This window comes from Lysinibacillus antri, assembly GCF_003977595.1.
GTDB classification, from domain to species: Bacteria; Bacillota; Bacilli; order Bacillales_A; family Planococcaceae; genus Ureibacillus; species Ureibacillus antri.
In genome coordinates this window covers 63,581-82,104 of the sequence record NZ_RYYR01000014.1, presented here as the reverse complement: position 1 = coordinate 82,104, position 18,524 = coordinate 63,581, and the positions used below count along the sequence as shown (strand labels likewise).

At 37.2% G+C, this 18,524-nt stretch carries 17 protein-coding genes; 11 read left to right on the top strand and 6 right to left on the bottom strand.

Annotation, left to right across the window (positions count from 1 at the left end; translation table 11 throughout):
- Window position 1: 1 nt before the first annotated feature.
- The 5 genes from EK386_RS11715 (at window position 2) to EK386_RS11695 (ending at window position 5,477) form a co-directional block, all read left to right on the top strand.
- Entirely contained in the window at window positions 2–775 is a 774-nt protein-coding gene (locus tag EK386_RS11715; RefSeq protein ID WP_126659355.1) for an enoyl-CoA hydratase-related protein, read from the top strand.
- Between the two features lie 13 nt (window positions 776–788).
- On the top strand, window positions 789–2,294 hold the full coding sequence (locus tag EK386_RS11710) for an aldehyde dehydrogenase family protein (RefSeq protein ID WP_126659354.1): 1,506 nt from the start codon (window positions 789–791) through the stop codon (window positions 2,292–2,294).
- A gap of 135 nt (window positions 2,295–2,429) precedes the next feature.
- Window positions 2,430–3,305 carry a 3-hydroxyacyl-CoA dehydrogenase gene (locus EK386_RS11705; protein ID WP_126659353.1) on the top strand — a complete coding sequence of 292 codons (876 nt, stop codon included), beginning with the start codon at window positions 2,430–2,432 and terminating at the stop codon, window positions 3,303–3,305.
- Window positions 3,302–4,507 carry a thiolase family protein gene (locus tag EK386_RS11700; RefSeq protein WP_126659352.1) on the top strand — a complete coding sequence of 402 codons (1,206 nt, stop codon included), beginning with the start codon at window positions 3,302–3,304 and terminating at the stop codon, window positions 4,505–4,507. The genes EK386_RS11705 and EK386_RS11700 overlap by 4 nt, the downstream gene beginning before the upstream one ends.
- 193 nt (window positions 4,508–4,700) lie before the next feature.
- Window positions 4,701–5,477, top strand: coding sequence for an enoyl-CoA hydratase-related protein (locus tag EK386_RS11695; RefSeq protein ID WP_126659351.1), 777 nt, complete (start codon window positions 4,701–4,703; stop codon window positions 5,475–5,477).
- A gap of 110 nt (window positions 5,478–5,587) precedes the next feature.
- Here the strand turns inward: EK386_RS11695 and EK386_RS11690 are convergent, their stop codons facing one another.
- A complete protein-coding gene (locus tag EK386_RS11690) occupies window positions 5,588–6,103 on the bottom strand; it encodes a gamma carbonic anhydrase family protein (protein ID WP_126659350.1) in 516 nt (171 codons plus the stop codon).
- A gap of 76 nt (window positions 6,104–6,179) precedes the next feature.
- Between EK386_RS11690 and EK386_RS11685 the strand changes: the two genes are divergently transcribed.
- Window positions 6,180–7,130: an NAD(P)H-dependent flavin oxidoreductase gene (locus tag EK386_RS11685; RefSeq protein WP_126659349.1), complete on the top strand. Its 951-nt coding sequence runs from the start codon at window positions 6,180–6,182 to the stop codon at window positions 7,128–7,130.
- A gap of 44 nt (window positions 7,131–7,174) precedes the next feature.
- Here EK386_RS11685 and paaX read toward each other — a convergent pair whose 3' ends face one another.
- Both paaX and EK386_RS11675 read right to left on the bottom strand, forming a co-directional pair.
- Window positions 7,175–8,044, bottom strand: coding sequence for a phenylacetic acid degradation operon negative regulatory protein PaaX (gene paaX / locus EK386_RS11680; RefSeq protein ID WP_126659384.1), 870 nt, complete (start codon window positions 8,042–8,044; stop codon window positions 7,175–7,177).
- A 249-nt stretch (window positions 8,045–8,293) separates the two neighbouring features.
- Window positions 8,294–9,031, bottom strand: coding sequence for a CPBP family intramembrane glutamic endopeptidase (locus tag EK386_RS11675; RefSeq protein ID WP_126659348.1), 738 nt, complete (start codon window positions 9,029–9,031; stop codon window positions 8,294–8,296).
- Window positions 9,032–9,297: 266 nt separating this feature from the next.
- Here EK386_RS11675 and groES point away from each other — a divergent pair, with 266 nt between their 5' ends.
- From groES to EK386_RS11660, 3 genes are all read left to right on the top strand, one after another.
- Entirely contained in the window at window positions 9,298–9,582 is a 285-nt protein-coding gene (gene groES / locus EK386_RS11670; protein WP_126659347.1) for a co-chaperone GroES, read from the top strand.
- Between the two features lie 107 nt (window positions 9,583–9,689).
- On the top strand, window positions 9,690–11,321 hold the full coding sequence (groL, locus tag EK386_RS11665; protein WP_126659346.1) for a chaperonin GroEL: 1,632 nt from the start codon (window positions 9,690–9,692) through the stop codon (window positions 11,319–11,321).
- A gap of 238 nt (window positions 11,322–11,559) precedes the next feature.
- Entirely contained in the window at window positions 11,560–12,234 is a 675-nt protein-coding gene (locus EK386_RS11660; RefSeq protein WP_126659345.1) for a metal-dependent hydrolase, read from the top strand.
- Window positions 12,235–12,600: 366 nt separating this feature from the next.
- Here the strand turns inward: EK386_RS11660 and EK386_RS11655 are convergent, their stop codons facing one another.
- Window positions 12,601–13,368, bottom strand: a complete 768-nt coding sequence (locus EK386_RS11655) for an SGNH/GDSL hydrolase family protein (protein WP_126659344.1) — start codon at window positions 13,366–13,368, stop codon at window positions 12,601–12,603.
- A gap of 427 nt (window positions 13,369–13,795) precedes the next feature.
- The gene (locus EK386_RS11650) at window positions 13,796–14,719 is read right to left on the bottom strand and encodes a Na/Pi symporter (RefSeq protein WP_126659343.1); all 924 of its coding nucleotides are present in this window, start codon (window positions 14,717–14,719) and stop codon (window positions 13,796–13,798) included.
- Between the two features lie 376 nt (window positions 14,720–15,095).
- Here EK386_RS11650 and EK386_RS11645 point away from each other — a divergent pair, with 376 nt between their 5' ends.
- Window positions 15,096–16,835: a methyl-accepting chemotaxis protein gene (locus tag EK386_RS11645; protein WP_126659342.1), complete on the top strand. Its 1,740-nt coding sequence runs from the start codon at window positions 15,096–15,098 to the stop codon at window positions 16,833–16,835.
- A 78-nt stretch (window positions 16,836–16,913) separates the two neighbouring features.
- On the opposite strand, the gene EK386_RS11640 is transcribed toward EK386_RS11645, so the two are convergent.
- Window positions 16,914–17,318, bottom strand: a complete 405-nt coding sequence (locus EK386_RS11640) for a hypothetical protein (protein ID WP_126659341.1) — start codon at window positions 17,316–17,318, stop codon at window positions 16,914–16,916.
- 265 nt (window positions 17,319–17,583) lie between these two features.
- Here EK386_RS11640 and EK386_RS11635 point away from each other — a divergent pair, with 265 nt between their 5' ends.
- On the top strand, window positions 17,584–18,036 hold the full coding sequence (locus EK386_RS11635; RefSeq protein ID WP_126659340.1) for an Lrp/AsnC family transcriptional regulator: 453 nt from the start codon (window positions 17,584–17,586) through the stop codon (window positions 18,034–18,036).
- Window positions 18,037–18,524: the final 488 nt, after the last annotated feature.

The following is an 18,524-nucleotide window of genomic DNA, read 5'->3' as shown; positions in this document are numbered from 1 at the left end:
CATGTACGAAACAATCGAATATGAAGTAATAAATAATGTATGTACGATTTTACTTAATCGTCCAGATTCGTTAAATGCATTTACTGCTACGATGAATAAAGATATTAAAAACGCGATTAAGCAAGCTGAAAAAGATACAAATGTTCGATGTATCGTCTTAAAAGGTGCTGGTCGAGGTTTTTGCTCGGGACAGGATTTATCGACAGTGGATGAATCAATGAATCATGGTGAAGTATTAAATACTTTATATGGTCCAATGGTAAAACAAATTACTAACTGTGAAAAGCCGATTATTGCTGCAGTCCACGGTGCGGCAGCTGGAGCAGGCTTTAGTTTAGCACTGGCATGTGATTTTAGAATAATGGCTGAGAAATCGTTCTTCTTAAATGCATTTATACACGTTGGACTCATACCCGATTCGGGCAACCTCTATTTCTTAAAACGCATTGTTGGAGATGCAAAGGCATTGGAAATTTCTGTTTTAGGTGAACGTATTTTACCACAAGAAGCTCTAGCACTTGGCCTTGCGACGAAAGTAGTAGCGAATGAGGAATTTGATAGGGAAGTAGCTTTATTTGCTGAGAAAATTGCTAATCTTCCAACGAAGGCAATTACTTTAATGAAACGTGCGTTACGTGCAGCAGATGCATTATCGCTAGAGGATTACTTAACGTATGAAGCAGAAGGGCAACGAATTGCCGGACTCACTCAGGATCATCGAGAAGGTGTTCAAGCTTTTGTAGAAAAAAGAAAACCTATATTCGTAGGTCAATAGAAGGAGAGATTGTATGTCAACAGTAGAAGAAAAAAGCACATTAAAACGTGAGTACTATCACTTAATTATAAATGGCGAAAAAGTAGAAAGCAGTAATGGAGCAACAATCGAAACATACAACCCAGCAACAGGGGAGTTAATTGCGAAAGTTGCAAAAGCGAGTAAAGAAGATGCAGAACGTGCTGTTTTAGCTGCACGCGAAGCATTTGACCATGGGAAATGGAGCAAGTATCCAGTATCTCGTCGTTCACAAGTTTTAAATAAAATTGCTGCTATTATGCGCTCTCGTTTTAATGAACTAGTAGAGCTTGAAATTTTAGATACAGGTAAATCTTTAAGTGCAGCACAAGGACAAGTACATCAAGCGATTGAAGATTTCGAGTTTTATGCTGCTGCTATTGTTGGCCATCGTGGAGTAGTCAATAATTTACCTGGTCAATTCCATAACTACACGGAAAAGGAAGCAGTGGGTGTTTGTGCACAAATTATTCCTTGGAACTATCCATTAATGATGGCAGCTTGGAAAGTAGCTCCAGCAATCGCAGTTGGATGTTCCGTTGTAGTAAAGCCAGCTTCTTTAACGCCATTAACTGCGATCATCTTAGGTGAAATTTGTCTTGAGGCAGGTGTACCAGCGGGTGTTGTGAATATTGTACCTGGTTCAGGTGCTGAAGTTGGAAATTACCTAGTAGAACACGAAAAAGTTGATAAAGTAGCGTTCACAGGTTCGACTCCAATTGGGAAAGACATTATGAAAAAAGCTTCAGATACGTTAAAACGTGTGACATTGGAACTTGGTGGTAAATCACCAAATCTAGTATTTGAAGATGCTGATATCGACGCTGCGGTAGATGGTTCTTTATATGGTATTTTCTATAATTCAGGTCAATCTTGTGAAGCGCGTTCACGTTTATATATTCAAGAAAGTATTTATGATGCATTTATGGAGAAATTCGTTGCCAAAGCAAAACAAATTAAGCTTGGTGATCCATTTAGCAAGGAAACACATATGGGCGCGATTATCGACCAAGCACAAGTAGATGTAATTGATGGGTATGTACAATCTGCACGAGAAGAAGGCGCAACAATTTTAGTTGGTGGGAATGTAGCGAGCGTTGATGGCTTTGAAAAGGGCTTCTGGTACGAACCAACAGTAATTGCAGATGTAACTCAAAATATGAAAGTCGTTCAAGAAGAAATTTTTGGACCAGTTGTAGTTGTTAGTAAGTTTAAAGATGAAAAAGAAGCAATCCAATTAGCGAACGATACGGAATTTGGTTTAGGTTCTGCTGTTTGGTCGAAAGATGGTGCACGAGCAACGCGTGTAGCAAATGCAATTCAAGCAGGTATCGTCATGGTAAACTGTCCATTCTCTGCAATGCCAGGAACACCATTTGGGGGTTACAAGCAATCTGGTTTCGGCCGTGAACTTTGCATTGAAACATTAGATCTTTATACAGAAACGAAGAGTATTATCTCTTATTATGGTAATCGCCCATTAAATCCACTTGGTTTATAAAATATTAAAAAAGAATAGGGGATTCTTCTCCTATTCTTCTCTTTTTTTAGCTTAAGAATACAAATATAGAGATTGAATAGTGTCTAGCTACTGCGGCGAGCCGATTTCGCTCTTCTTACTATAGGGGGATTAAATATGAAGTTTAAAAATCTAACAGTAATTGGTTCTGGGGTTATGGGGCGAGGAATTGCTTATGTTTCCGCTATCGGAGGATTTAATACAACGTTAGTCGATGTAAATGAAGAAGCTTTACAAGGTGCAGAAAGAGAGATTCAAAGTATTTTTGAGAAATCAAAGAAGTACGGAAAACTTTCTGACGAACAAGCAGCCCTTGGACTATCAAATTTAGCTTATACAACAGATTTTGAAAAAGGTGTAAGCAATGCCGATTTAATAATTGAGGCTGTACCGGAAAAAGCAGATATAAAAAGATCTGTATTCGAACAAATGGAAAAATTAGCACCATCTACTTGCTACTTTGCAACAAATACTTCAACGATGAGCCCAACGGAAATTGCCTCCTATGCTAATCGTCCAGAACGTACGATAGCGATGCATTTCTTCAATCCAGTTCACCGGATGAAACTTATTGAAATTGTGCGCGGGTTAGAAACGAGTGATGAAACAGCTAATCTGATTCGTGAAGTTGCTGAGCAGTTAGGAAAAGAAACGGTTGTGATTAATGAGTTCCCAGGGTTTGTAACGAGCCGAATCAGTGCGCTAGTCGGAAATGAAGCGTTTTATATGTTACAAGAAGGACTAGGCACGCCAGAAGAAATTGATAAAGCAATTAAACTTGGTTTAAATTATCCGATGGGGCCTTTTGAATTAGTAGATTTAGTAGGATTAGACGTGCGTTTAAATAACTTACGCTACTTACATGAAAAATTAGGGGAAAAATATCGCCCAGCCCCACTACTTGAACAATACGTAAAAGCAGGTCGCTTAGGACGAAAAAGTGGTCGAGGCGTTTATGATTATACTGAAGATAAAGAGTTGGTGAAAAAATGACAGAAGTAGTAATTGTAGATGCAGTTAGAACACCGATAGGACGCTACAAAGGTGCTTTAAAATCGGTCCGCCCAGATGATTTAGGAGCGATCGTCATTAAAGCCTTGATCGAACGTAACCCAAATTTGCCAGTAGATCAAATTGAAGACGTCGTGTTTGGTAATGCCAATCAAGCAGGGGAGGATAACCGTGATGTGGCACGTATGTCCGCTTTACTTGCAGGGTTACCAATCGAAGTAGGTGGAACGACTATTAACCGTCTTTGTGGTTCAGGTATGGATGCGGTACATTATGCAGCACGCGCGATTTTGGCCGGTGAAGGTGATATTTTCATTGCAGGTGGTACGGAAAGTATGACACGTGCGCCATTTGTAATGGGGAAACCAGAAAGTGACTTCCCACGTGGTGATCAAAAATTATTTGATACTACAATTGGCTGGCGCTTCACTAATCCGAAGTTACATGAGAGGTATGGTTCTGATTCTATGCCTCAAACAGCAGAAAACGTTGCTCAGCGCTATGGAGTTAGCCGTGAAGAACAGGATGTATTTGCTTTTGAAAGTCAACAACGCGCAAAAAGAGCAATAGAAGAAAATCGCTTTCAAGAGGAAATTGTACCTGTGGAATTAAAAGATCGTAAAGGGAACGTTACAGTTTTTGATAAAGATGAGCATCCCCGTCCAGATACAACTCTTGAAAAATTGGCTCAATTACGTCCAATATTCGATGGTGGTACAGTAACTGCTGGTAATGCTTCAGGCGTTAATGACGGGGCATCCGCGTTATTAATGATGAGTGCTGAGAAAGCAAAAGAACTTGGGTTAAAACCCCTTGCAAAATATATAACGGGTGCAGTTACAGGTTTAGAGCCTGCAGTAATGGGTCTAGGTCCAATAAATGCTACACGTAAAGCGTTAAAACGTGCAGGGCTATCAACAAATGATATTGGTTTAATTGAAATTAATGAAGCTTTTGCGTCTCAATCCATTGAGTGTATTAAACAACTTGAATTGGATAATTCAAAAGTAAATGTTAATGGTGGAGCAATCGCATTTGGTCATCCATTAGGGGCAAGTGGGGCCCGTATTTTAACAACATTGATTTATGAAATGCAAAAACAAGATGTGCAATACGGATTAGCGACGATGTGTATTGGTGTTGGTCAAGGTATTGCGACGATCATTGAAAGTGTGAAGGAATAGTAAGGAATGAAGGAGACGTCCGAAAAGTCATTTTGGGACGTCTCCTTTGCGACGAGGATAGTGACAATTTATTGTTATTACCACAGGAGCAAAGCTTTTTAGCGGTATTTTATTATTAGAAACGTAGATGTCCAGAAAGTTGAGTGCTTTCTAGACATCCCCTTTATGACTTTAAATAGGAGGTATTCAATCGATGGCAGTCGTATTATTTGAAGTAAAGAACCATATTGCTTACGTGACCGTTAATCGTCCGGAAGTGTTAAATTGTTTTGATTATGAAACATTATCCACCTTACAACAAAAAGTCGATGAAATTGCTAAAAGCGATGATATTCGAGTTGTCATCTTCACTGGTGCAGGAACAAAGGCATTTAGTGCTGGGGCAGATTTAAAAGAACGAAAATCATTAAATGAAGAACAAGTTAAGCGGAATGTGAAGGCAATCCGAGATGTCTTTAATAGTATCGCAGAATTACCACAACCAACTATTGCCGCAGTAAATGGTCATGCCCTTGGTGGTGGTTTTGAATGGTTATTAGCATGTGACTTTGCCATTGCCGCAGAACATGCAAAATTAGGCTTAACCGAAACGAGCTGGGCAATCATACCAGGAGCTGGTGGTACGCAACGTTTACCGCGTCTAGTCGGTGAAATGAAGGCAAAGGAAATGATTTTTACAGCCAAAAAATTAACTGCTACTGAAGCGCTTGCTGAAGGGATTATTTTAAAAGTGACTCCGGTAGAAGAAGTAATATCGGCTAGTGAAGAATTGGCAAATGCCATTATAAAAAATGGTCCTATTGCAGTAAGACAAGCAAAATACGCCATTACAAAAGGAATGAATACGGACTTGGCTACGGGGCTTGAAATTGAAACAGAAGCTTACCAAGTGGTTATTCCGACAGAGGATCGATTAGAGGCATTGCAGGCATTTAGTGAAAAAAGAGCCCCTAATTTTAAAGGGAAGTAAGAGATAGAAACTTTTTATAGAATCAGAAACATACTTAATAGTTTCTGATTCTATTTAACGGAAATTAATTATTATAGATCGGATTTTTGCAATGCTTAGGATACATAGTGTTATTTAGAGAAAGTTTCTTTAAATTGAACCCCTTTTTGCACATACGTATCAATTGAAAGTTGGATGAGTTCTAAATCTTTTTCTGTAATTTGGCGTACAACTTTACCAGGAGAACCGACGACTAAAGAGCGCGGTGGAATTTTTGTACCTTGTGTAAGAAGTGTATTGGCCCCGATAATGCATTCTTCACCAATTTCGACATGATCTAGTATGACAGAACCCATTCCAATAATTGAACGTTTTCCTATTTTACAACCGTGTAAAACAACTTGATGACCGACTGTAACTTCATCTTCAATAATAACTGGTGCACCTTCAAAGTGATGAATTGTTGAGTTATCTTGTATACTACATCGTTGACCGATCTGAATGCGATCTTCATCCCCACGAAGTACAGCATTGAACCAAACAGTTGACTGGGCACCAATTGTCACATCCCCAATGATATAGGCGCCTGGTGCAACGAAAACAGAATCATCGACAATCGGATTTTTATCTAAATATGGAACTAGCAAGGGCAAAACTCCTTTATTGTAATATTTTAATTTTTCTAAAAATAGTATATCATATTTCCTAAGAGGGGTGTATTCTATGAAACATTTATGTAGTTTGTTAGATATTCAATATCCAATTATCCAAGGAGGAATGGGCAATATTAGCAATGCTAGTATTACATCTGCAGTAAGTAATGCTGGTGGTCTTGGTACAATTGGCAGTGGGGTAATGTCTCCCCAGGAAGTAGAAACATTAATTATCGAAACAAAAGGTAAAACATCAAAGCCATTTGCAATTAATATCCCAATTAACGTTAATCCTTACTCGAAGGAATTAGTAGATTTAGCTATTACACATAAAGTACCGGTCGTTTCATTATCAGCGGGAAATCCAGCACCTTTTATCAAAAAGTTACACGAAGCTGGAATTAAAGTAATTGTTGTGGTGGCAGCGGTAAAACATGCACAAAAGGCAGAAGAAGCAGGTGCAGATGTATTAGTTGCAGAAGGGTTTGAAGCTGCGGGCATTAATTCAAATTTAGAGTTAACGACAATGACGCTCATTCCACAAATCACAAAAGCTGTATCTATTCCAGTTGTGGCAGCTGGTGGCATTGGAGATGGAAGAGGATTAGCAGCAGCCTTATTGTTAGGTGCATCGGGTGTTCAAATGGGTACACGGTTTATTGCAACGAAAGAGATGCCAGTTCATTCTTATTACAAAGAACGTTTACTGAATGCAAGCGATCAGGAGACAATGGTACTTGGCCGCTCTGTAAATCAAGTACGAAGAGTGTTGCGAGATACGTATGCACAGAAAGTATTAGCGTATGAAAAAGAGGGAATTACATTAGACCAATATAATGAAAAAACAAGTGAACCCTATCATATTAAAGGGGCAATTGATGGTAACGGTGAGGAAGGTTATATGAATAGTGGGCAAATTGCGGGTTTAATTGACCATTTGCCAACCGTAGAAGAGCTCATTAACAGTATGATGAAGGAAATGCGTGAACAATTAGCACTTGTATATAATGAATATAACTAACGTAAAGGGAGCATCCGAAAAGTGATTTTCGAACGCTCCCTTTTTTAACTTTTTAGATCTGTCATAAACGGGTGGTGCTGTGCATCATACAACGAGTCTTTCTTTTGCAGGTCATTATCTTTTTCGAAGATTTGTTCAAAGAAACGACTTGCAGGTTCTGCTAATATTTTATAATATTGCTTGAATAATAGTGCTGCATGGTTGCCGCTCCACATTTGTGGTAATAATTCGTTCGGTAGACCTGGGTCGATAAATAGGAATTTACGGTATTCATGGACAAGCTTCGAACGTTCAACAAAACACTCTGCCTCGGACATCTCCCCTTGAGCAATAATGCTTTGGTGGACAATAAACTTCTTACTATATTCATCGATAAATTCTTCGTAACGTTTTTCGATAGTATCTAAATCCCAGCTTTTTTTAACAAGTTGTTGTTCATCTTTTGGTCCAAAATAATCCGCTTCAAAAAGCTCAACATATTCTTCTATTCCGTATTTTTGAATAAGAATGTTTGCTTCATTTCCTAAATTATTTGGGGAAATCCAACAACCGTTTGAGAAAGAGCCAAAACCACTCCAGTGCAATTCTCGACGGAGCTCATCTCGAATATGGCGATCCTCTTCTGGAATCGTATACATAAAGATAAGCCATTTTCCGTCCCATTTATTCGGTTTTAATTTAAAGATACGATTTCCTGCTTCTTGAATACGTTGTTCGCCACGCTCAGTTAAATAATAGTAGCTTTTATTACTTTTCTTTTCAGATCGAAGCCAACCTTGCTTTACCATACGAGATACGGCAACGCGGACTGTTTGTTCATTATGACCAAATTCTTTTAATAATCGAATTAAACTACCGATCCAAATTTTAGAACCGTAATGACAAATATAATCGCCAAAGAGTGTAAAAATCATTGATTGTGCTTTCAAATTAAAAAGCACTCCTTTCTTTGGTAGATAATTACTTTAAATAAAAGTAGAATTTTTGTTTAAAGGGGTAAAATAGTGGTGTTTTATAGTAAAAGGGTAAATTAAGAATACCATGTTCTGTCAATCGATTCAAAATGAATAGTGAATAAAGATTGTAACAAGTAAGAAAATGAACAAAAAAATTAGTACAAACCGTATCGCGATTTGTACTAATCCATTTTTCATAGCATAGTATTACTTTGTTAGCTGATCGGAAATTTGTTGGAGTTTATCTATATTTAATGTAAGGATTGTCAGAACCCCATTTAACAACATGTGTGCAATGATCGAAGTAAGTATTCGCTTCGTTTTATAGTAAAGGAATGCAAAAACGAAACCACTAATTGTATATAAAATAATATGGGTAAAATCTAAATGGATTGCTGCAAAAATAATCGAACTAATAAGCCCGGCAACCCAAAAACTTTGTGTTTGAATTAAAGAGCCAAAAACGACACGTCTAAACACAAACTCCTCTAAAATAGGACCGAAAAACACAGTTGCTAGCATCATAATGGGCGCAACCTCAGTTACTAACATAATCGTTTCGGTATTTTCTGAGCCTGCTTTAATCCCAAGGGCTGCTTCAATGTATGCGCCAATAATTTGACCAAAGTAAACAAGGAAAAACCCGATAATCCCCCAACCAATTGAAACCAGAATGGATGCTTTCTCTCCATTAAATACATTCCAAAAGTTTTTATTTCTATTAATCAATATTAAACAAACAATAAACGCGATTCCTGCCGTCATGCTAGACCACCAAGCGGCTAAAGCAATTCCAGAATTTATCCCGTCTTCATGAATAAATTGAAGGAAAAACTCCCTTATTGGTGGAATAACTAATATAAAACCAGATACTTGAAATATAACGTAAGTAATTAAAACGTAAAAGGCAGTCTTTTGCGTTTGAAGTTTAGTTAAGGTACTCAATTTAAAAAAACCCTTTCTAAAAATGGAGTTTAAAACATAGAATAAGTAGCTACACTATCACAGGCGAAATATGGAAGGATAGTAGCATTTAACAACTAAACTCTATTGTAGTTGAATTTGGAAAGAAAACAAAATTTTTTTATGCTTCTTGCTTGCAAAACAAGATTTAATTCATTATTATAATAATTGTGTTAGCACTCATATGAAGTGAGTGCTAATAAAGTTACTAATTAATACAAACTAAAATTTGTAGGAGGTTGTTTCACTTGTTAAGACCATTAGGTGATCGTATCATTATCGAACTAGTTGAGGTGGAAGAAAAATCTGCATTCGGAATTGTCCTTCCAGATTCAGCAAAAGAAAAACCACAAGAAGGTAAAGTTGTTGCTGTGGGAACAGGTCGTGTACTAGATAACGGCACACGTGTCGAGCTTGATGTAAAAGAAGGCGATTCTATCATCTTCTCTAAATATTCAGGCACAGAAGTGAAATATGAAGGTAAAGAGTATTTAATTTTACGTGAAAACGACGTATTAGCAATTATCGGCTAATCAATTTTAAAATATCATCAAAAAGGGCGTCTATACATAATATGGATTGTTTGACGCTCTCATGCTACTTTTGATTTTTAATAGAAAAAAACTGGAGGTAAGCAACAATGGCAAAAGATATTAAATTTTCTGAAGAAGCTCGTGCACTAATGCTTCAAGGTGTGGATAAATTAGCAAACGCTGTAAAGGTTACATTAGGTCCAAAAGGCCGTAACGTAGTCCTAGAAAAGAAATTCGGTTCACCATTAATTACAAATGATGGTGTGACAATTGCAAAAGAAATCGAACTTGAAAATGCTTATGAAAACATGGGTGCTAAGCTTGTGGCTGAAGTAGCATCTAAAACAAACGAAATCGCTGGTGACGGTACAACTACTGCAACAGTTTTAGCACAAGCGATGATTCGTGAAGGTCTTAAAAACGTAACTGCTGGTGCTAACCCAGTAGGAATCCGTAAAGGTATGGACAAAGCGGTTGCTACTGCAATTGAAGAATTACAAGCAATTTCTCGTCCAGTAGAAAACAAAGAAGCCATTGCACAAGTTGCAGCAATCTCAGCTTCAGATGAAGAAGTTGGAGAATTCATTGCAAACGCGATGGAACGTGTAGGAACTGACGGTGTTATTACAATTGAAGAATCTAAAGGGTTCACTACGGAGTTAGATGTTGTAGAAGGTATGCAATTTGACCGTGGCTATTCATCTCACTACATGGTAACAGATACAGATAAAATGGAAGCTGTATTAGACAACCCTTATATCTTAATTACAGACAAAAAGATTTCAAGCATCCAAGAAATCCTTCCATTATTAGAGCAAGTTGTACAACAAGGTCGTCCATTATTAATTATTGCGGAAGATGTTGAAGGTGAAGCTTTAGCAACTTTAGTATTAAATAAATTACGTGGTACATTCAACGTAGTAGCAGTAAAAGCGCCAGGATTTGGTGATCGTCGTAAAGCAATGCTTGAAGACATCGCGATCCTAACTGGTGGTCAAGTAATTACTGCAGACCTTGGTTTAGAATTAAAAACAGCTGACGTTACTTCTTTAGGTCGTGCTGGTAAAGTTGTAGTTTCAAAAGACTACACAACAATCGTTGAAGGTACTGGAAATAGCGATGCAATTGAAAGCCGCGTAAACCAAATCCGTGCTCAAATTGCTGAAACGACTTCTGAATTCGATAAAGAAAAATTACAAGAACGCCTTGCTAAATTAGCTGGCGGTGTAGCAGTAATCAAAGTTGGTGCTGCAACAGAAACAGAATTAAAAGAGCGTAAACTTCGTATTGAAGACGCATTAAACTCAACTCGTGCTGCAGTTGAAGAAGGGATCGTATCCGGTGGTGGTACTGCACTTCTAAACGTATACGGCGCAGTTGAAAAAGTATTAGAAACAGTTGAAGGCGACGTGGCGACAGGTGTACGCATCGTTCTACGTGCTCTTGAAGAACCAGTTCGTCAAATCGCAAACAACGCAGGTCTTGAAGGTTCAATTATCGTGGACCGCTTAAAACGCGAAGAAGCTGGTATCGGATTCAACGCGGCTAACGGCGAATGGGTAAACATGATCGAAGCAGGTGTAGTTGACCCAGCGAAAGTAACGCGTTCAGCTCTTCAAAACGCTGCATCTGTAGCTGCTCTATTCTTAACAACTGAAGCAGTAGTAGCAGACATTCCAGAACCAGCTCCAGCAATGCCAGATATGAGTGGCATGGGCGGAATGGGCGGCATGATGTAATAAGTGCCACCAACCCTTGATACGCTTGGGTTTGTATGTAAGGTGAAAGTGATTTGCTAACATAGAGGATAATCTAGAAGCTTCTCATAAGTTGACTAAACTTGTGGGGGGCTTCTTTTTTCATTTATTGTATTACCTTTATCTTGTATTATTAAAGAGGGAAACTTCTTTTTTTATTTTTATAGGTTCGTGATAACCTCCGATAGAAAAAGAGACATAACAACAAAGAGGTGGCTACATGAAAGGGCGAACTCATTTAACAATAGGGTTAGGAATAGGAGCGGTGGCATCTGTTAGCCAACCACTTGAAATGATACCCGTCATTTTAGTTGCGTCAGGCATAGCTTCCCTTGCGCCTGATTTAGACGGAAATAATCTGTTAAATAAACGTATAACTAATACAGCTAAACTAATAAAAAAACGTGGGATATTTATCGGTGTGGCATTAATGGTCCTGTCCTTAGTTACATACTTTTTAGATGTAAATTTCTTGTCTTCCCTAGATGGAAAATGGTTTACTCAACAAAATAAACTTCTCCTGTTTGGGTGTGGAGCAATCATTATAGGCCTTTCCCTGAAGAGCCAGGAAACTTTGAAAAATATTCTAATGAGCATCTTAAGTTTATTCCTTCTATACTATGCAATTACGGATGAGTTGTGGTGGTTGGTTATGTTTGCCCTATACATAGGGGGAGCAGGGTGGTTTCCACACCGAGGACCAACACATACGATTTGGGCATTAGCTTATTGGTGGTATATGTCCTATCTGTTGCAAATCAGTACGGGAGTGGACAGTTTGGCTCTTATTTCCACGATAGCTTATCTTTCACATATTGTAGGAGATATGTCAACGAAAAAAGGGGTTAAATTTCTATATCCACTTACCAATAAAGTATTTAGAATGCGTTTTTAAAGGCGATTATTGGAAGAATGGCTAACTATGGGCTTTAAGTTTATGAAGTACTTGCTAAAAATATCTAATTTTATAGGTAAGAAAATAGTTAATCAATGTAGTATATAGAAGCTTCTCATAAGTTATAGAAACTTGTAGGAAGCTTTTTATTTCATTTTGGGTTACGTAAAGGTAAGCATTTTTGATTTGACCATCACTATGACCAACTCTATACATGATTTGTTCGAGTAAGACATGAATCGTATTTCAAAGAAGGATCTAAAGTTAATACGCAATAGAATTATACAGTATGAAAAGTTGAAAAAGCGATTTTATAAAAGATTAACGACTTATAACCAGACAGTCTTTTACGCAAAAGACTATTTTTTATTGCTTCTGTGACAATTCGTGTATGCGAATCATTTCATCGATTACTTCTAATTGTTCTTTCACTTCTTGGTAGATTACGTTTGCACCATTTGGCGTGAAATGTGTTCCTGTTTGATCAATCAATCCAGATGACATTAATGATTTGTCTGAAGAACCATGTGCCTTTTCAACGATTGTTCTATAAATATCTACTAAAGGTACATTTTGCTCTTTTGCTACTTTTCGTACAATGTCATTGTAATCGTTTTGGAATGCTCTCACTCCTTTGTGTTGACTGTATAACTGTTTATCATGTCGTTGATAAAACTTTTGTTCAACGACTGGAATGGTTGTCATTAAGATAACTTGAGTCCCTTGTTTTTTTAATGTTGTAACGAAATAATTTAGATTCTTTTCAAATTGCGTTTTACTTACCTTTGCTTGCGTTTTACTTGTTAAGACAGCATCGTTTGTTCCAAACATGATGGTAACTACTTCGGGCTTTTTATCTAACACGTCTTTTTGGAATCTTCTCTTCGCATCTTCTGTTGTTTCACCCGCAATCCCTGCATTGTGAACGCTAACTGTTTGTCCAATTTGATTTACCCATTTTGTTTTCTCGTTATATTTATATAAATTCCAATTGGAGCCTTGCGTGTTGCTATCTCCAAATGCAACGATTCGTTTGTATTCGCTTTTACCCATAACAATATTGCAGTTTGGGAGAAAACTGATAAAGAATCCTAATCCCATTAGAATGACTAACAATTTTTTGCTTTTTTTCATAGTTGAATACTCCTCTTGATCGTTATGATATTTTAAAGAATTTCTAAAACATCAATACATGGAAACATAAGGAAGGGTATAGAGTGGAAAATGGGAGAGTGATAATGATTCATTTGGATAGTTAAATAAGTTTGCTGTTTGTTCTTTTGGAAGTGATGTAGGGTTTAATTTCTATGGGGGAAGTTGCTGTCTCTGAATAAGTTTAATAATGGGGAGTTTCGTAAGCGGGTACAGTTTATGTGTTCTGGAGAAGTAAGAAGAATCACATTCGGTTTTATTGGATCTTCAATAGAAGCTTCTCATGAGTTGTGAAAACTTGTGGGGAGCTTCTTTTTCATTTCTTTGTATCCTAGTAATAGCAAGGGGATAAATGGTTAGCTTTCCTTGTTATCATCCATCTATCCCATTTACTGAGTTGAAATGAGGTTTATTTCCTGCCATGAACTCTCTCTATGAAGTTTGCAAATTGTTTTGTGAATGGAAGAATCATTAACGAACTTGCTACGTTAAAAATGACACTAATATGCGCCAGTTGTACATCGGGGTATTTGGATAAATGAGTGCCAATTGTTGCTAACAGGCCTATGAATGGATAGAAAATGCCTACCCCCAACACATTTAGCCATATATGAGCATAGGCAGTAAGTTTGCCTTGTCTACCAGAGCCTAATGAAGCAAGCCATGCATCCAAACATGTCCCAATATTTGCCCCAAGAACAATGGCCACACTTGTATCTAAATTCATGCTTCCTGCTGCAAGAAATCCCATCATGATGCCAGTTGTGGCTGTACTTGATTGAATGAATGCAGCGATTAAAGCTCCGGCTACGACAGCATAGAATAGGTTTCCATCTAGCATGAGGAGAATTTTGTCGATATAGGCTAGTCCTCTTAAAGGTGTTGCCAATTTTTCAAATCCCCACATGGCTCCAAAAATTGCAGCTATTCCGATTAACGCTAAACCAGAGTTTCGCATAGTTTTATTCTTAAATAAAAAGAGAATGGCTCCTATAATCGCGATTGGAAGGATGAACGAATCGATATTTAATGTAATTAGCTCAGCTGTCACCGTTGTTCCAATATTTGCACCTAAAATTACACCAATCGATTGCGAAAAAGTTAAAACCTTTGCAGCAACTAGTCCAATTGTGATAATGGATACAGCAGAGCTACTTTGTAGTATGGAGGTTACAACAATTCCAAGTAAAAGGCCTTTCCATGGTTTATTCGTTAAAGTGACAAGTGATTTTTCTAGTTTCTTGGAAGAAAGATCAAAAAGCCCCTTCCTAAGTAAAAACATCCCCAATAAAAACAAGCCAATCATAAGAATAAATAACGATAATTGAAGCATTTTAAAATTCCTCTCTTCTCTTCAACATGAAAATTGCTAGGCTATTAACCTTAAGGAAATATAGTTGGTAAACTCCCTATAACAACAAAGAAATTATACGTACAAGCCTAAAAGATATTTCAGTGTATGCCTATGCTGGAAGTTTAATGAAGTTTCTTTTTTATGCTTAGAGTGACGTGAAGGATATAGTAAACTTCTAAAAATATTCATAAAAATTATTTACAATATATTACACTTAAGTATCTTTAGGTTATAATTAATGGTAAATAGACAGACTTTTCAGATAGTTACAAAAGGCGGTGATAAGTTCACATTTAAAAGAAACTAGAACTTATGTATATAAAGGGGATGTAAGTAGGTACATTGGGGGGAGAGTATGAGGAATTGGATCCAAAATCGAAAATTGAGTACAAAGCTATACTCTATATTAATATTGATGGCTTTAGCTATATTGGTTAGTAATACCATTTTAATTCAAAATTCAAATGCATCTTCAAAAAATCTTGAAAAAGAATTATATGATGAGTTGTATAATTCAACTTTTTATCTATTAAATGCAGATCGGGACTTTTATCAAGCTGACCAAGCCTTGATTAGTTTTCAAATAGATCAGCAGCTACAGTTAGGAAATGGGGATGCGTTTATAGAAGATTATGAAAAAAATCTACAACAAGTCCAGGAAAGAATGGAAGAGGCGAAGATTATCTTGCTTGCAGATAATGGATTAAAGAATGATCAAATCGCCACTTACTTTAATAATTTTTTTGATAGTTTAGCCTTATGGGGAAATATGTCTGCGCAACTTTTAAAACCTAATAACTTACAGAACATTTCTTCACAAATTGAAAATGTAAGAAATACTTTTGAAGAGACACGGAATTATATTGATTTAATTCAACAGGATTTAGAAGCTTCTGCATTAAGTACGGTAGAGTTAATCCATAAGGAAAATCGAAATTCTATGATTATTTCATTTATCAGCATTAGTGTATGTCTTGTTATTATATTTATATTTGGGTATCTTCTAATTCGTAGTATTACGAAGCCAGTCCATCAGCTTGTAAATCTTTTGCAACAAGTCGCAACAGGAAATTTACAAGTGGAAGAATTGAATCTTCAACGACAGGATGAAATTGGTCAATTAGCCTCTGCTGCAGAGAAGATGCTTGATAAGTTAAGACAAATGGTAGGTAGCATTCAAGGTATATCTCAAACCGTGAGTGCTCAAAGCTTGGAATTAATGCAATCCGCAAATGAAGTGAAAACTGGGGCAGATCAAGTGGCTGCTACGATGGAACAATTGTCAGCAGGAGCAGAAGAACAAGCTAGCTCTTCCATTGAAGTTTCGAGTTTAATAGAAGATTTAAGTAATGAACTTTCTAAGTCAAATGAAGATGGGAAAGCATTGGAGAATTCTTCAAGAGCTGTTTATCAAATTTCAAATAGTGGGAAAGCAGAGATGGATCAATCCGTTAAACTGATGAATGAAATTACAACGATCGTAACAGAATCCGTTGAAAAGATTAAAGGATTGGAAAAGCGTTCGGAGGAAATTTCTAAACTAATTGTCGTCATACAAAATATCGCCGCACAAACCAATCTACTTGCTTTGAATGCGGCCATCGAAGCGGCTAGGGCAGGAGAGTCGGGTAGAGGATTTTCGGTTGTTGCAGATGAGGTAAGAAAATTAGCTGAGCAAGTTGGGGAGTCGGTAAGTGAAATTACGGAAATTATTAATGGCGTACAAGAAGATACAAAATCGATGGTGGATGCATTAGAAGCTGGGGATCAAAAAGTGAAGACTGGGCATAAACAAATACATGTTAGTAGAGAAAGTTTTAAATCAATTAATCAAGCAATAGTAGAGGTAATGGAGCGGATTCAAACGATTTCTTCCAGTGTTGCGAAAAGTTCAGTAAACGCGAGCAAAGTGAGTCTTTCTGTCACAGAAATTGCTTCAGCATCAGAAGAAGCAGCTGCAGGAATTGAAATGAGTGTTGCCACAGCCCAACAACAAAACGCGTCCATGCAAGAGATTGCAGCTAGCGCAGAATCGCTCTCTAAATTATCAGAGGAACTAAACGATATGATTAAAGAATTCAAAATTAGCGAGTAAATTTTCCAAAAGTAAAAGACCACTTCAAAACTGAGTGGTCTTTTTTAGGGCAAAATGCATTATCTACCTTGCTATTTTCTAAGATGCTAGATGAGAGGAAACATTCGCAATTTTTGTAGCAATTGCTTCTCGGAATCTTTTGGCCTCTTGTATATTTGATAGATCTACCGTTGTACAGAAACTACCTGCTTCCTCATATAAGCATTCTAAAAAAGCGCCTTTTCCTTTAACTTGATATAAGGCATATATGTTGCTAATAATTTGGTTAATTGCGTCATCGGAAAATGAATTAATGACGGCAATTTCAAAGTAACCCGCATCTCCTATCGTTTTAAAGTACAGTCTAAGCGTTTTAATATTGCTTAAACGGTCTTGTATCTTTGCAATTAAGAAGTTGTCCTTTACCATGTGTTCATCAAAATAAAAGACTTCTCCCTCAGTTTCAAATGTCCTTAACCTTTCTGAAATCGATTTTATTGGCACAAATATCGCACTCCTTCAAAATTCTATTCGTCTATCACCATCTTTAACTAGAATTTCATTATTTATACGTAATTTTTTTTAATAACTAATAATTTTATAGAGTACATAGGCTATATGTTAATTCCCAAAGTTTACTAGGTTTATAGAAGGATGGTATTATCTAATATAGAGTTATAATTGTATACGCTTACATAAGGGTGTTTCGTTCGGAGGTTCTAATTGTAAGGAATGGCCAATATAAAAGTAATAGAAGGGAGGGAAAACGATGGATAATATTGACATACAACTATTAGATATTTTGCAGAACGATGGAAGGATTACGGTGAGTGAACTATCTAAAGCTTTATCTTTGAGTCGCCCTAGTGTGACGGAACGGCTTACAAGACTTATGGAAAAAGGCGTTATTTCAAGGATTAGCGCAATTGTACCGCCTCCAAAAGTAGGTCGCGATCTTTTATTATTTATTCAGGTAAGTCAGGTAAAGGTTCCTTACGCTGAATTTGAAAATATGATAGTTGACCATCCGGATATCTTAGAGTGTCATCGAATCACGGGGGTAGTAGATTATCTGTTGAAGGTCGCGGTGAATGATATGGAGCACCTGCGTAGATTAAGTGATGAGCTATTAAAATATGGAAATATTAATTCATCCATTGTACTGAAATCCCCAATTTCCAATAAAAAGATTCTTCCCTCTATGGAGGATAAAAATGAATAGTGTGTAAGAAATCGACTTTTGCTATTTAAAGAAAGTCGATTTTTCTTTTTTGCTATATCGCCGGAAAAGTTGATAGAAGAGGTGTTCATAAGCCCGATGAACCCCCAAATAGCTGGAAAAATTAGTGGAAGAGGTGTTCATAAGCCCGATGAACCCCCAAATAGCCGGAAAAGTTAGTGGAAGAGGTGTTCATAAGCCCGATGAACCCCCAAATAGCCAGAAAAATTAGTGGAAGAGGTGTTCATAAGCCCGATGAACTCCCAAATAGCCAGAAAAATTAGTGGAAGAGGTGTTCATAAGCCCAATGAACCCCCAAATAGCCAGAAAAATTAGTGGAAGAGGTGTTCATAAGCCCGATGAACCCCCAAATAGCTGGAAAAATTAGTGGAAGAGGTGTTCATAAGCCCAATGAACCCCCAAATAGCCAGAAAAATTAGTGGAAGAGGTGTTCATAAGCCCGATGAACTCCCAAATAGCCAGAAAAATTA